This is a genomic window from Streptomyces spinoverrucosus, from assembly GCF_015712165.1.
In the GTDB taxonomy this organism is placed as follows: Bacteria; Actinomycetota; Actinomycetes; order Streptomycetales; family Streptomycetaceae; genus Streptomyces; species Streptomyces spinoverrucosus_A.
This window is the reverse complement of record NZ_JADPZX010000001.1, coordinates 2107601-2121188: the sequence shown is the minus strand read 5'-3', so window position 1 is coordinate 2121188 and position 13588 is coordinate 2107601. Positions and strand designations below refer to the sequence as shown.

Annotated in this window: 9 protein-coding genes and 2 pseudogenes; 7 read left to right on the top strand and 4 right to left on the bottom strand. The window is 71.7% G+C overall.

Features of this window, described 5'->3' with window-relative positions; translation table 11 throughout:
* Positions 1–108: 108 nt before the first annotated feature.
* Both I2W78_RS09485 and I2W78_RS09480 read left to right on the top strand, forming a co-directional pair.
* The gene (locus I2W78_RS09485) at positions 109–489 is read left to right on the top strand and encodes a helix-turn-helix domain-containing protein (protein ID WP_141315452.1); all 381 of its coding nucleotides are present in this window, start codon (positions 109–111) and stop codon (positions 487–489) included.
* A gap of 254 nt (positions 490–743) precedes the next feature.
* On the top strand, positions 744–1214 hold the full coding sequence (locus I2W78_RS09480) for a Dps family protein (protein WP_196458658.1): 471 nt from the start codon (positions 744–746) through the stop codon (positions 1212–1214).
* Between the two features lie 679 nt (positions 1215–1893).
* Here I2W78_RS09480 and I2W78_RS09475 read toward each other — a convergent pair.
* The 3 genes and pseudogenes from I2W78_RS09475 to I2W78_RS09465 form a co-directional block, all read right to left on the bottom strand.
* Positions 1894–2658, bottom strand: coding sequence for an SDR family NAD(P)-dependent oxidoreductase (locus I2W78_RS09475; RefSeq protein ID WP_196458656.1), 765 nt, complete (start codon positions 2656–2658; stop codon positions 1894–1896).
* Between the two features lie 32 nt (positions 2659–2690).
* Positions 2691–3533, bottom strand: coding sequence for an Fpg/Nei family DNA glycosylase (locus I2W78_RS09470; RefSeq protein ID WP_196458654.1), 843 nt, complete (start codon positions 3531–3533; stop codon positions 2691–2693).
* Positions 3534–3653: 120 nt separating this feature from the next.
* Positions 3654–8615, bottom strand: a pseudogene (locus I2W78_RS09465) (ATP-dependent helicase).
* Between the two features lie 406 nt (positions 8616–9021).
* Here I2W78_RS09465 and I2W78_RS09460 point away from each other — a divergent pair.
* The 3 genes and pseudogenes from I2W78_RS09460 to I2W78_RS09450 form a co-directional block, all read left to right on the top strand.
* A pseudogene (locus I2W78_RS09460) lies at positions 9022–9858 on the top strand (AraC family transcriptional regulator); the annotation flags it as partial.
* A gap of 23 nt (positions 9859–9881) precedes the next feature.
* Entirely contained in the window at positions 9882–10604 is a 723-nt protein-coding gene (locus I2W78_RS09455; RefSeq protein ID WP_196458653.1) for an AzlC family ABC transporter permease, read from the top strand.
* On the top strand, positions 10601–10909 hold the full coding sequence (locus I2W78_RS09450) for an AzlD domain-containing protein (RefSeq protein WP_196458652.1): 309 nt from the start codon (positions 10601–10603) through the stop codon (positions 10907–10909). The genes I2W78_RS09455 and I2W78_RS09450 overlap by 4 nt, the downstream gene beginning before the upstream one ends.
* A gap of 9 nt (positions 10910–10918) precedes the next feature.
* Here I2W78_RS09450 and I2W78_RS09445 read toward each other — a convergent pair whose 3' ends face one another.
* A complete protein-coding gene (locus I2W78_RS09445; protein WP_196458651.1) occupies positions 10919–11863 on the bottom strand; it encodes a hypothetical protein in 945 nt (314 codons plus the stop codon).
* 80 nt (positions 11864–11943) lie between these two features.
* Here I2W78_RS09445 and I2W78_RS09440 point away from each other — a divergent pair, with 80 nt between their 5' ends.
* Together I2W78_RS09440 and I2W78_RS09435 are read left to right on the top strand one after the other, a co-directional pair.
* A complete protein-coding gene (locus I2W78_RS09440) occupies positions 11944–12138 on the top strand; it encodes a DUF3046 domain-containing protein (RefSeq protein ID WP_196458650.1) in 195 nt (64 codons plus the stop codon).
* A gap of 159 nt (positions 12139–12297) precedes the next feature.
* Complete coding sequence (locus tag I2W78_RS09435; protein WP_307783951.1) at positions 12298–13530, top strand: AI-2E family transporter; 1233 nt, start codon at positions 12298–12300, stop codon at positions 13528–13530.
* Positions 13531–13588 lie beyond the last annotated feature (58 nt).

Below are 13588 nucleotides of genomic sequence, written 5' to 3'. Positions count from 1 at the left end.
GTTTGCAGCCCTGAGTGAACACGACATCGCTCCCCGCACGGCCGCAGCGCAAGGCGGTACGGTGGGGCGTGAAGGATGCGGCTACGCGGTCCGAGGAGGGAGCCACCGATGATTCTGCTCCGTCGCCTGCTGGGTGACGTGCTGCGTCGGCAGCGCCAGCGCCAGGGCCGTACTCTGCGCGAAGTCTCCTCGTCCGCCCGAGTCTCACTCGGCTATCTCTCCGAGGTGGAGCGGGGGCAGAAGGAGGCTTCCTCCGAGCTGCTCTCCGCCATCTGCGACGCGCTGGACGTACGGATGTCCGAGCTCATGCGGGAAGTGAGCGACGAGCTCGCCCTCGCCGAGCTGGCCCAGTCTGCAGCGGCCACCCCCAGTGAGCCTGTGCCCACGCCGGTTCGTCCGATGCTGGGTTCCGTGTCGGTGGCCGGTGTGCCACCGGAACGGGTGACCATCAAGGCGCCCTCCGAGGCGGTGGATGTGGTCGCCGCGTGAGCTGAGTCTCGCGTGTGAGGCACGTGCTGTGTCGCGTGCCTAGTCATGTGCGAGGAAATGTGTGAGGAAATGTGTGAGGCCCCGGCCGGGGCTTCTCCGGGGAGACCCGGGGGAGAGTGGTCGGGGTTTTCGCGTTTCCGGTGTCTCTCTTCAGGCACGTTTGCGTTCCATTTTTGCCGCTTTGGGTGCGTTTGCCGGTCTTGGGTGGCACGGTCATCGTGGAGGGACAGGACGGGCGAGCCAACGGAGGTGCGATGTACGTCGTGAAGAGCCCACTGTCGGACGCCGATCTGAAGACCGTCGCCGAGGCGTTGCAGGGTGCCCTCGTCGACCTGATCGACCTCTCCCTCGTGGCCAAGCAGATCCACTGGAACGTGGTCGGACCCCGCTTCCGTACCGTGCACCTTCAGCTCGACGAGGTCGTGACCAGCGCGCGCACGCACTCCGACACGGTCGCCGAGCGCGCCTCGGCGCTGGGCGTGCCGCCTGACGGGCGTGCCTCGACGGTGGCCGTGGGCAGCGGTATCGCGGCGACGGCCGGCGGCTGGATCAGGGACGCGGAGGCGATCGGGGCGCTCGTGGACGCGCTGGGGGTGGTGATCGGGCGGATGCGTGAGCGTGTGGCGGCGACTGCGGAGGCCGATCCGGTCTCGCAGGACATCCTGATCGGGATCACCGCGGATCTGGAGAAGCATCACTGGATGTTCCAGGCCGAGAACGACTGAGCTGGGGGTTGCCTGGGTGCCTGGGGTTGCCGGAGGGAGGTGGGCGCTGGTGGGTGCGGGGTGCCTCGTGCCTGGGTGGTGAGGTCGCCTCTGCGACCTGCGACCTGCGACCTGCGACCTGCGGGCTCGGGTGAGGGCGTGGTCTTGGGTTGGCCTGGGTGTACGGGTGAGCGCGTGGTCTTGGGCTGGCCTGGGCGCTCGGGGGAGCGGTAGGCCTTGGGTTGACTTCGGTGTTCGGGTGGCCGGGGGTGTCGGAGGCGTGTGGTTGGTTTTGACTGGGCGGGGGTGCCCGGGGCACGGAGTTGCCCCCGATTGAACCGGGTGCCTCGGTTTCCGTCGGCGTCGGTGAGCGGTGCGCCCCCGTGCCGCTGGTGCGCCCTCCCGTGGCGGGAGGGCACGCGACTAGCGTCGTCCCGGACGTGAGGACGGGCTTTCTGGCGTCGAGCTGGAGGTGACGGCCATGGCGGGGCGGATAGTGCGCTGGGGGCCGTACTGGGGCTCGGCGCGGTGTGGTGGTGGGCCGTGTTGCGACTGGCGACGGCGCCCAATGCCGGGGCGCTGGAGGGGGTGGTCGCGGCCGGGGGGTGGGGGCTGAGCCTGTTGCCGGTGCACTGTGTGCCCAGGGGGCGTGCGGCGGGCTCGCTCGGGAAGGCGGCGTGGCGGGCGGTCAGGGGGGCCGCTACCAGGGCATCGCCACGCCGCCGTTCGGGCGGAGGATCTGGCCCGTCGTGAAGGCCGACGCCTCCGAGGCCAGGTACAGGACCGCGTGGGCGACGTCCTCCGGTTCCCCGACCCGGCCCAGCGGGGACATCCGCGCCATCATCGCCTCTGTGTGCGTCTGGGCCGCGCTGTCGTGGCGGGCGGTCATGGGCGTGCGGATCCAGCCCGGCGCTACCGCGTTCACACGGATGCCGTACCGGCCCACCTCGGTCGCCAGCGTCTTCGTCAGCTGCACGACGGCCGCCTTGGCCGCGCCGTAGCACAGCAGGCCGGGACCGCCGGTGTCGACGGCGCCGGACGCCATCGTGATGATGCTGCCCTTCACGTCGTGGGCGAGCATCAGCCGGACGGCCTCCTGGCAGGCGTACAGGACACCCTTGAAGTTGACGTTCAGTACCCGGTCGAGGTCCTCGTCGCGGGTCTCCAGGACCGGGCTGCTGTGCATGATCCCGGCGATCGCGGCCAGCACGTCGAGGCGTTCGCAGGACTCGACGGCCTGTCTGACCTGGGCGCGGTCGGTGACGTCGAGGTGGTGGGTGTGGGCGGTGCCGCCCCGGTCCTTGATGAGCGTGGCCGTCTCGTGCAGGCCGTGGGTGTCGCGGTCCGCGCAGTGCACGATGGCGCCGGCCTGGGCGAGCAGGACCGCCGAGGCGCGGCCGATGCCACCGGCGGCGCCGGTGACGAAGGCGGTGCGTCCGGTGAGGTCGTATGCCTGTACGGCCATGTAGGGACGGTACGAGGATTTCTGACGGGTCGTCAATTAGTTGGGCGGCGTTGGATTTCGCCGGTGTGTGGGGTGCCGGGCGTGGGTGCCGGGCCGGTCTGGCAGCGCGGGCACCAGTAGGTGGGGCGCTCGCGGGAGCCGTCGCCCTGGTCGGCGACGCGGATGGAGGTGTGGCAGCGCAGGCAGGGGCGGGGCGCGCGGCCGTACACGAACAGATCCTGGCCGCGGCGGCCTGTCGTACTGCGGACCGGGCGGTCGCGGTTGGCCTCCAGGAGCCTCTTCGCCAGCGGCGGCAGCTTGGCCGCACGGTCGGCGGGGAGGGCGCCGACCGGGAGCCAGGGGGTGGCGCCGAGCAGGAAACAGAGCTCGCTCTTGTAGACGTTGCCGATGCCGGCGAGATTGCGCTGGTCCAGGAGGGCCTCGCCGAGGGGGCGGGTGGGGTCGCCGAGCAGGTTGGCCAGGGCCTGGTCCGGGTCCCAGTCCGGTCCCAGGAGGTCGGGGCCGAGGTGGCCGACGACTCGCTCCTCGTCGGTGGTGCGGAGGAGGTCGAGGACGGGGAGCCGGTAGCCGACGGCGGTGTGGTCGGGGTTGCCGAGGATGGCGCGGATCTGGTGCGCGGGGCCGCCGGTCCAGCGCGCGCCGGTCGCGTAGACCTTCCAGGAACCGTCCATCATGAGATGCGAGTGGAGGGTCAGGCCGCCTTCTATGCGGGTGAGGATGTGTTTGCCGCGAGGGGTGACGTCAAGGACCGTGCGGCCGGTGAGGTCGGCTGTCGCGTATTTCGGGACGCGGAGGTCGGAGCGGGTCAGGATCCTGCCGGCGAGGGCGGTGTGCAGGCGCCTCGCGGCTTGCCAGACAGTGTCTCCTTCGGGCATGGGTTCAGGGTGGCATGTTCTGGGCGTGGATTCTCAGGGGTGGTCTCTGGGGTCTTTGGGGTCTCTTGGGGCTGGGGCTCTGGGGTGGGCTGGTCGGCTCCGGTCTTCGTGGTTGTGGGCTCACGCCCGAAGGCGCAGGCCTCTGGGTGTTGCGATGAAGCCCGCTGATTCCAGGAGCGTGCCTATGGGGGACGTCAGCGCGGCGGTGCCGTTGATGCGTTCCACGGTGACCGTGCCCAGGGAGCCCGCGCGGGCGGCTGCGGCGAGGGCCTCGGCGGCGGCGTCCAGGCGTGTGTCGTCGGTGGGTGCGGTGTCCGGGGCGCTGGGCCAGGCCAGCAGGGTCTTGCCGCCGCGTTCCATGTAGAGGGTCGGTTCGCCGTCGACCAGGACGACCAGAGAGCCCGCCTTGCGGCCCGGCTTGTGGCTGGCGCCGGTCGGAGGTTCGGGCCAGGGCAGGGCGGCGCCGTACGCGTTCGCCGGGTCGGCGGCGGCGAGAACGACGGCGCGGGAGGCCGGGGTGGGGCGGTTCCGGCGGGCCGGGCTACCCGTGTCGTACGGGGTGCGGCCGCCGTTCTGCCAGGTGGGTGTCTGGGGAGCGTAGTCCTTTGGGGACACGTACTCGCCCGGGGTGGGGTGTGCGAGCGGGGCATCGCCGTCGGCGTCGTTGTACGCCTCGTCGTCCCGGTAGGCGTGGTCGTCGAACGGGCCGAGGGCGTCGGCGGGGGTGAAGAAGCCGTCGGGTGAGCCGGGGGTGCCGTTGCCGAAGGGCCCGCTTGTGGAGGGGGAGCCGGTGCCGTTGCCGAAGTCCGGGTCCGGTAGGCCGTCGCCCCGGTCGCGGGCGTTGGCCACGGCTCGGAGGCGGTCGACGGCACCGTCCATCGCGAACTGGGCGGCGCCCAGACCCTCCACCACATAGCCGCGCCGGGCCTGTCCACTCTCCTCGAAGACGGACAGGATGCGGTACGTCGCCGAGAACCCGCCCTCGACGCCCTCCGCCGCGACCGCTCCCCGGGTCACCACGCCGTGCCGGTCGAGGAGTGTGCGGGCCAGGGCGTGGGCGCGGACGGTGGGGTCGGGCTCGTGGGCGGGGAGCAAGGACCAGCGGCCGGCGACCGTGGGCGGGCCGCTGCGGGACGCCGTACGGGCGGCGGCGGTCAGTGAGCCGTAGCGGCCGCGCGGGATCGTTCGCTTCGCGCGGTGGGCTGTGGAGCCCGCCGTGCGGCCCGAGCCGAGCAGGGAACGCAGCGGGGCGAGGGTGTCGTTGGTCAACCGGCCGGACCAGGCCAGGTCCCAGATGGCGTCGGCCAGTTGGGGGTCGGTGACCTCGGGGTGCGTGGTGGCGCGGACCTGGTCGGCGATCTGGCGGAAGAACAGTCCGTAGCCCCCGGAGAGGGCGGACAGGACGGATTCGTGGAGGGCCGTCAGCTCCAAGGGGTGCGGAGGCGGCAGCAGCAGGGGGGCCGCGTCCGCCATGTACAGGGAAACCCAGCCGTCCTTGCCGGGGAGGGCGCCCGCTCCGGCCCACACCACCTCGCCGGCGGCCGTGAGCTCGTCGAGCATCCCCGGGGTGTAGTTGGTGACGCGGGACGGCAGGACGAGCTTCTCCAGGGCGGAGGCGGGCACCGAGGCGCCCTGCAACTGCTCGATGGCGCGCACCAGTCCGTCGATCCCCCGCAGCGCGTGGCCGCGGCCGATGTGCTGCCACTGCGGGAGGAACTGGGCCAGCGCGGCCGGTGGGACCGGCTCCAGTTCGTGCCGCAGGGCGGCCAGGGAACGGCGGCGCAGCCGGCGCAGGACTGCCGCGTCGCACCACTCCTGGCCGATGCCGGCCGGGTGGAACTCGCCCTGTACGACCCTCCCGGACGCGGCGAGCCGCTGCAGGGCGCCGTCGGTGACCGCGACGCCCAGGCCGAAGCGGGCGGCGGCCGTGGCCGAGGTGAAGGGGCCGTGGGTGCGGGCGTAGCGCGCGAGGAGGTCACCCAGCGGGTCCTTGACCGGTTCCATGAAGGCTTCCGGGACGCCGACCGGCAGGGCCGTGCCGAGCGCGTCGCGCAGACGGCCCGCGTCCTCGATCGCCGCCCAGTGGTCGGCGCCGGCGATACGGACCTTGATCGCGCGCCGTTGCCCGGCCAGCTCTGGGGCCCACTGTGGCTCGGCGCCGCGCTCGGCCAGCTCGGCGGCGGTGAGCGGGCCGAGGAGGCGGAGCAGGTCGGCGACGCCTTCGGCGTCCTTGACCGGACGGTCCTCGGTGAGCCACTGCAGCTCCCGCTCCAGCTCGGTGAGCACCTCCGCGTCGAGCAACTCGCGCAGCTCCGCCTGGCCGAGCAACTCGGCGAGCAGGCGCGAGTCCAGCGACAGGGCGGCGGCGCGGCGCTCGGCGAGCGGCGAGTCTCCCTCGTACAGGAACTGGGCGACGTACCCGAAGAGGAGGGAGCGTGCGAAGGGGGACGGCTCGGGGGTGGTGACCTCGACCAGGCGGACCTTGCGGGACTCCAGGTCGCCCATCAGCTCCACGAGGCCGGGGACGTCGAAGACGTCCTGGAGGCATTCGCGAACCGCCTCCAGGATGATCGGGAACGATCCGAACTCGCCCGCCACCTGGAGCAGTTGGGAGGCGCGCTGGCGCTGCTGCCACAGGGGCGTGCGTTTGCCCGGGTTGCGGCGGGGCAGCAGCAGCGCGCGGGCGGCGCATTCGCGGAAGCGGGACGCGAACAGGGCCGAGCCGCCGACCTGGTCGGTGACGACCTGATCGACCTCGCCCTTGTCGAAGACGACGTCCGTGGCGCCGACGGGGGCCTGCTCGGCGTCGTACTCCGTGCCCAGCTTCATCGGCTCCTGGTCCAGCAGGTCCAGGCTCATGAGGTCGGCGTCGGGCAGGCGCAGCACGATGCCGTCGTCGGCATGCATGACCTGGGCGTCCATGCCGTACCGCTCGGACAGGCGGGCGCCGAGCGCGAGCGCCCAGGGGGCGTGCACCTGGGCGCCGAAGGGGGAGTGGACGACGACGCGCCAATCGCCGAGTTCGTCGCGGAAGCGTTCCACGACGATGGTGCGGTCGTCGGGGACGTGGCCGCACGCCTCGCGTTGTTCGTCGAGGTAGGACAGCACGTTGTCGGCGGCCCAGGCGTCGAGGCCCGCGGCGAGCAGGCGGAGGCGGGCGTCCTCCTTGCCGAGGGAGCCGACCTCGCGCAGGAACGCGCCCACCGCGCGCCCCAGTTCCAGCGGGCGGCCCAGCTGGTCGCCCTTCCAGAAGGGGAGGCGGCCCGGGACTCCCGGGGCGGGGGAGACGAGGACCCGGTCCCGGGTGATGTCCTCGATGCGCCAGGAGCTGGTGCCGAGCGTGAAGACGTCCCCGACGCGGGACTCGTAGACCATCTCCTCGTCGAGCTCGCCGACCCGGCCGCCGCCCTTCTTGGGGTCGGCGCCGGCCAGGAAGACGCCGAACAGGCCGCGGTCGGGGATCGTGCCGCCGGAGGTGACGGCGAGGCGTTGCGCGCCGGGGCGGCCGGTGACCGCGCCGGTGACGCGGTCCCACACAACGCGCGGGCGCAGCTCCGCGAACGCGTCGGACGGGTAGCGGCCGGCGAGCATGTCGAGGACCGCCGTGAAGGCGGATTCGGGGAGGGAGGCGAAGGGGGCGGCTCGGCGGACCGCGGCGAGCAGGTCGTCCACCTGCCAGGTGTCCATCGCCGTCATCGCGACGAGTTGTTGGGCCAGGACGTCCAAGGGGTTGGCGGGGACTTTGAGGGACTCGATGGCGCCGGTGCGCATGCGTTCGGTGACCACCGCCGCCTGGACGAGGTCGCCGCGGTACTTCGGGAAGACCACGCCCGTGGAGACCGCGCCGACCTGGTGGCCCGCGCGGCCGACGCGCTGGAGACCGGAGGCGACGGAGGGTGGGGATTCGACCTGGACGACGAGGTCGACCGCTCCCATGTCAATGCCGAGTTCGAGGCTGGAGGTGGCGACCACGGCGGGGAGGCGGCCGGCTTTGAGATCTTCTTCGACGAGGGCGCGCTGTTCCTTGGAGACCGAGCCGTGGTGGGCGCGGGCGATGACGGGCGGGGCGCCCTGGGCGGCGCCGGAGCCGCCCATGAGCTCGGCCGGGGCGTGGTGTTCGTCAAGGGGCTCGCCGGTCGCTCGTTCGTACGCGATCTCGTTGAGGCGGTTGCAGAGGCGCTCCGCGAGGCGGCGGGAGTTGGCGAAGACGATGGTGGAGCGGTGGGCCTGGACGAGGTCGGCGATGCGCTCCTCGACGTGCGGCCAGATGGACGGGCGGTCGCCGCCGTCGGGGCCGCCGCCGGGGCCGGCGTCGGTGGCCGGGGAGCCGCCCAGTTCGCTCATGTCCTCGACCGGGACCACGACCGAGAGGTCGAACTCCTTGCCCGACTTCGGCTGGACGATCTCCACCTTGCGGCGGGGGAGAGGAAGCGGGCGACCTCGTCGACCGGGCGGACGGTGGCGGAGAGGCCGATGCGGCGGGCCGGCTTCGGCAGGAGCTCGTCGAGGCGCTCCAGGGAGAGGGCGAGGTGGGCGCCGCGCTTGGTGCCGGCGACGGCGTGCACCTCGTCGAGGATGACGGTCTCCACGCCGGTGAGGGCCTCGCGGGTGGCCGACGTCAGCATGAGGAACAGGGACTCGGGGTGGTGATCAGAATGTCCGGGGGGCGGGTGGACAGGGCTCGGCGCTCTGTGGCCGGGGTGTCGCCGGAGCGGATGCCGACCTTGACGTCGGGCTCGGGCAGGCCCAGGCGGACGGATTCCTGGCGGATGCCGGTGAGGGGGCTGCGGAGGTTGCGCTCTACGTCTACGGCGAGGGCCTTGAGGGGGGAGACGTAGAGGACTCGGCAGCGCTTCTTGGGGTCGGCGGGGTGGGGGTGGAGGTGAGCTGGTCCAGGGCGGCGAGGAAGGCGGCCAGGGTTTTGCCCGAGCCGGTGGGGGCGACGACCAGGACGTCCGAGCCCTCGCGGATGGCCTGCCACGCGCCCGCCTGGGCTGCGGTGGGCGCGGAGAAGGCCCCCGTGAACCAGCCGCGGGTCGCGGGGGAGAAGCCGTCCAGGGCTCGGTGTGTGGAGCTCGCCATGGGTCCATCGTGCACCTCGGCACTGACAATGGGGGCTGAGCTGCGGGTTTGGTTGTGCGGGTGCCTGCGGCGGGCTGTGGCTGTGGGGTCGTGGGTGCTGTCGCGCCTGCGGCGGGCTGTGGCTGTGGGGTTGCTGTAGCGCCTGCGGCGGCCTGTGGCCGTGGGTGCGGGGTTGCTGTCGCGCCTGCGGTTCGGTGGGGGTGCGCGTAGCGCCTGCGTACGTGCCTCGTCGGGGCCGTGTCGGGGGTGTCCGTCCTCGGAACGGCGCGGAATCGGTCACTTACCAACGCAGCCGGGTTGACGCGCCAACCGCTGCGGGCGGACACCCCCCGACACGGCCCCTTCCCGCCGTGGGCGGCTGCCCCGCCGTGGGGGCGTCCGGTTCCTGGTGGCGGAGAATGAGGTCATGGGGTCGGGTGAGCGTGCGCGGCACTGGCAGTACTCGGAGCTGCCCGGTGTGGATCTGTTGCGGGCCCGGTATGTCCGGAAGTCGTTTGTGCGGCATACGCACGAGAGTTTTGTGATCGCTGCTATCGCGGACGGGGTGGAGGTCTTTCATCACGGTGGGGGTGATGTGTCTGCGGGGGCCGGGGCGCTGGCGCTCGTCAATCCCGATACTCCGCATACCGGGCGCGCCGGGGTGCCGGAGGGGTGGCGGTATGGGGCTGTTTATCCCTCGCTGGAGGTGGTGACGGAGATCGCTGCCGAGACGTCGGTGATACGTGGGACGCCCGGGTTCGTGCAGCCTGTTTTTGAAGATCCCTACGGGGTTGGATTGGTGCATCGGGTACTGCGTGCTGCGGAGGAGGGAAATGCCCTGGCCGCAGACACGCTGCTGCGTGTTGTGGTGACACGGTTGCTGCGGGTGAACGGTGGGGCTTTGCCGCGGCGTGAAGTGCGGACCGCTGGCACTCGGGTGGCCGCACGGGCACGTGAGGTGCTGGAGGCGCGGATGGTCGAGCCGCCGAGTCTGGAGAGGCTTGCGGGGGAGCTGGGGACCAGTCCGTTCGCGTTGTTGCGTGCTTTCCGGGAGTCGTACGGTATGCCGCCTCATGCCTGGCTGACCGATGCCCGGGTGCGGCGGGCACGGCGGCTGCTGGATGCGGGTACGGCGCCCGCGGAGGCCGCCGCGATGGTGGGGTTCACCGACCAGCCGCATCTGAACCGGCACTTCAGCCGGATCGTGGGGGTGCCGCCGGGGGCGTACCAGCGGGAGCGCAAGAACGTACAAGACCTGGCTCGGTGACCTCGCCTACCGTCCGAGGCGTGGCAGAACAGACAGCTTTCGCAGACATACGGGCCGATGGAAGACCGGATGCCGCCGTCGTACGGGACGCGCTCGGCGTCGGGGTCGCCGTAGGACTGTCGGGGTTCGCCTTCGGGGTGACCTCGGCGGGCAGTGGGCTCAGCTTGTGGCAGACGTGCGCGCTCAGTTTGTTGGTGTTCACCGGGGCGTCCCAGTTCGCGCTGGTGGGGGCGCTCGCCGCAGGCGGGAATCCTTTCACGGCGGCCGCGGGCGCCTTCTTCCTCGGTGTGCGCAACGCCTTCTACGGGCTGCGGCTGTCGCAGCTACTCGCTCTCCCGCGCGCGGTGCGTCCGTTCGCCGCACAGTGGGTGATCGACGAGACGGCGGCGGTCGCGTTGGCGCAGCCCACGCGGCGCAGTGCCCGGATCGGGTTCGTGGTGACCGGGCTCAGTCTGTACGTGCTGTGGAATCTGACCACGTTGCTCGGGGCGCTGGGGGCGGAGGCCATCGGCGATACGGCTGCTTGGGGGCTTGATGCGGCCGGGCCCGCGGTGTTTCTGGCCTTGCTGGCGCCGATGCTGCGGAGTGGGACCGAGCGGGCTGTCGCCGCGCTCGCGGTGATTCTGGGGCTGGGGCTGCTGCCGGTGTTGCCGGCTGGTTTGCCGGTGCTGGTGGCCGCGCTCGCGGCGCCGGTCGTGCTGTGGGTGCGGGGGCGCCGCGAGGGACAGGAGGGGGATCGTTGAACGTTTGGATCGCGATCGGTGTCACAGTCGTCGGCTGTTACGCAGTCAAGCTTGCCGGGCTGCTGGTGCCGGGCGGCGTGCTGGAGCGGCCCCTCGTCAAGCGGCTGGCCGCATTGCTTCCCGTCGCCCTGCTCGCCGCCCTCACCGCCCAGCAGACGTTCGCCGACGGGCGGACGCTGGTGCTGGACGCGCGGGCCGCCGGGGTTGCCGCGGCCGCCGTGGCGTTGTTTCTGCGTGCTCCCTTTCTGCTGGTCGTCGCGGCGGCTGTGGTCGTGACGGCGGGGGTGCGGGCGATGGGCGCGTGAGGTGCGGGGTCAGCCGATGGGTCGGGCGTAGGACCTGAGGGTGTGCAGGGCCGCGATCGTCACCAGGGGGCGTGCCTCCAGGGCGGGGGCCGGCGCCCACTGGCGCCAGCGGATCGGCCAGCCGCCGTCCTCCTGTTGTTCGCTCGCCAGGAAGTCCAGGGAACGTGCCATCTCGTCGTCGGTGAACCACACGCGCGCGAGGGAGTGCGGTGTCCTGGCGTAGTCGTGCGGGAAGTGGTGCTCGTCCGGGGCGTAGCCGGGGGCAACGGGGTAGTCGTCCAGGCGGTCGGGGTCGAGGGCGGCGAGGCGGTGTTCGCGGACGAGGCGGCCCAGGCGGTCGGCGGCCGCCTCCGCGCGCGGGCGGTCGGGTGCGGAGTCCAGGAAGGCCACGGCCGCCTGGATCTCGTAGGGATGGGACTTCTCCAGGGACTCGACCGCCTGCCAGCAGAAATCCGTGGCCCGGAACAGCCAGGCGTGCCACACCTCGTTGCGGTGCAACAGGCCCACCACCGGTCCGGTGGCGAGGAGTTCGCTGGGCGGGTCGTCGACGACCGGGACGAAGGGCGCGGTCGGATAGCCGCGTTGGCTGGGATGGATCGCCGGCAGCGCGCCGTCCGGCGTGGAGACGGATGTCAGATAGCGGCATACGCGCTCCACGCGCTGGCCGCCGCAGCGCCCGATGGAGTCCAACACACGCAGGGCGTGCGCGGTGTGCAGCGGCTGGCTCACCGGACCGCGCAGATCGGGCTCCAGGGCGTGGCCGTATCCGCCGTCCTGGTTGCGGTAGGCGTCCAGTGCCGTCTCCACCGGGTCGGCGTTGCCGTGGAGGAAGTGGTACGCGAAGAGGCGCTGCTCCAGCACGCGCGCGGTGAGCCAGACGAACTGCTCGGCGCGGAACAACGGGGAGTGCGCCGGGGGCGTCGGGGGGAGTGGTGAAGCTCCTGTTTCGGCCATGGCTCAGACCGTAGGACGGAAAGCGGTCTCGGCATGCGCTCCCGGCTCGGGCCCACACTCAGGGGCGGGATACTGGTGTCATGAGGTTGACGGTCTTCTGGGAGCGGATGGCGGAGCACTTCGGTTCGGGTTACGCCGACACCTTCGCGCGCGATCATGTGATGTCGGAGCTCGGCCAACGCACCGTGTACCAGGCGCTCGACGCCGGCTGGGAGGCCAAGGACGTGTGGCGCGTGGTCTGTACGGTCATGAACGTGCCACAGGAAAAGCGCTGACCCACGAAGATCGCAGGACGTCACCCGATTGTCGGTGCCATGGGTGAGACTTGCAGCGTGGCAGACGAGACCGGGCAGGCAGCCCCGCACGCATCCCCCTCCGGCACGACGCCGCCCACCCGGCCTCCCGCCGGTGGCGCCGTCGCGGCCGGCAGGCACATGCCGCGCTGGCTGCCGCGTGCCATGGTGCTGGCGCTGGCCCTGGTCGCCGTGTTCCAGCTGGGCAGTTGGGCCTTCCACCAGCTCACCGGCCTGCTGATCAACATCCTGATCGCGTTCTTCCTGGCCCTCGCCATCGAGCCCGCCGTGAGCTGGATGGCCTCGCGCGGAATGCGCCGGGGGCTGGGCACCGGCCTGGTCTTCCTGGCCGTGATGATCGCGTCCGCGGGTTTCGTCACGCTGCTCGGCTCGATGCTCGCGGGACAGATCATCACGATGGTCGAGGGCTTCCCGGACTACCTCGACTCCGTCATCAACTGGATCAACGCCCACTTCAAGACCGACCTGAGACGCGTGGACATCCAGGAGGGCCTGCTCCGCTCCGACTGGCTGCGCAACTACGTTCAGAACAGCGCCACCGGCGTCCTGGACGTGTCCGCGCAGGTCCTCGGGGGCCTGTTCCAGCTGCTGACGATCACCCTGTTCGCGTTCTACTTCGCCGCCGACGGCCCGAGGCTGCGCCGCGCCCTGTGCTCCGTGCTGCCGCCCGCCCGGCAGGCCGAGGTGCTGCGCGCGTGGGAGATCGCCGTCAACAAGACCGGCGGCTATCTGTACTCGCGCGGACTGATGGCGCTCGTCTCGGGAGTGGCGCACTACATATTGCTGGAAGTCCTGGGTGTGCCGTACGCGCCCGTGCTGGCCGTCTGGGTGGGGCTCGTGTCGCAGTTCATCCCCACCATCGGCACCTATCTCGCCGGTGCCCTGCCCATGCTGATCGCCTTCACGGTCGATCCCTGGTTCGCGCTGTGGGTGCTGATCTTCGTCGTGATCTACCAGCAGTTCGAGAACTACGTGCTGCAGCCCAAGCTGACCGCCAAGACCGTCGACATCCACCCCGCCGTCGCCTTCGGGTCGGTCGTCGCGGGCACGGCCCTGCTCGGAGCGGTCGGCGCGCTGATCGCCATCCCGGCGGTCGCCACGCTCCAGGCGTTCCTCGGGGCATATGTGAAGCGGTACGACGTCACGGACGACCCTCGGGTGCACGGCCATCGGAGACGAGCACCGGGGAGGGGGCTCGTTACCAGCGCGGGGCGAATATGGGGGCGGCTGCGGGCGGCGGAGTCTGGGGAGCAGGGGGAGCACGGGGGATCGGTCGAAGGCTCGGCGAGGCAGCCGGGGCGGCCAGGAGAGTCGGTGGAGTCGGGGCAAGGCTCCGCGGAGGGGCGTTCATAAGGGGCCTGCTCGGGCGTCAGAAGGGGCTTGCTCGCCGCCAGTAAGGGGGCTTGCTGCG

Excerpts from the sequence above, each read along its gene's own strand:
- I2W78_RS09435 (WP_307783951.1), top strand. The coding sequence starts at position 12,298 with ATGCCGCGCTGGCTGCCGCGTGCCATGGTGCTGGCGCTGGCCCTGGTC.
- I2W78_RS09475 (WP_196458656.1), bottom strand. The coding sequence starts at position 2,658 with ATGGCCGTACAGGCATACGACCTCACCGGACGCACCGCCTTCGTCACC.
- I2W78_RS09445 (WP_196458651.1), bottom strand. The coding sequence starts at position 11,863 with ATGGCCGAAACAGGAGCTTCACCACTCCCCCCGACGCCCCCGGCGCAC.
- I2W78_RS09470 (WP_196458654.1), bottom strand. The coding sequence starts at position 3,533 with ATGCCCGAAGGAGACACTGTCTGGCAAGCCGCGAGGCGCCTGCACACC.
- I2W78_RS09485 (WP_141315452.1), top strand. The coding sequence starts at position 109 with ATGATTCTGCTCCGTCGCCTGCTGGGTGACGTGCTGCGTCGGCAGCGC.
- I2W78_RS09440 (WP_196458650.1), top strand. The coding sequence starts at position 11,944 with ATGAGGTTGACGGTCTTCTGGGAGCGGATGGCGGAGCACTTCGGTTCG.
- I2W78_RS09480 (WP_196458658.1), top strand. The coding sequence starts at position 744 with ATGTACGTCGTGAAGAGCCCACTGTCGGACGCCGATCTGAAGACCGTC.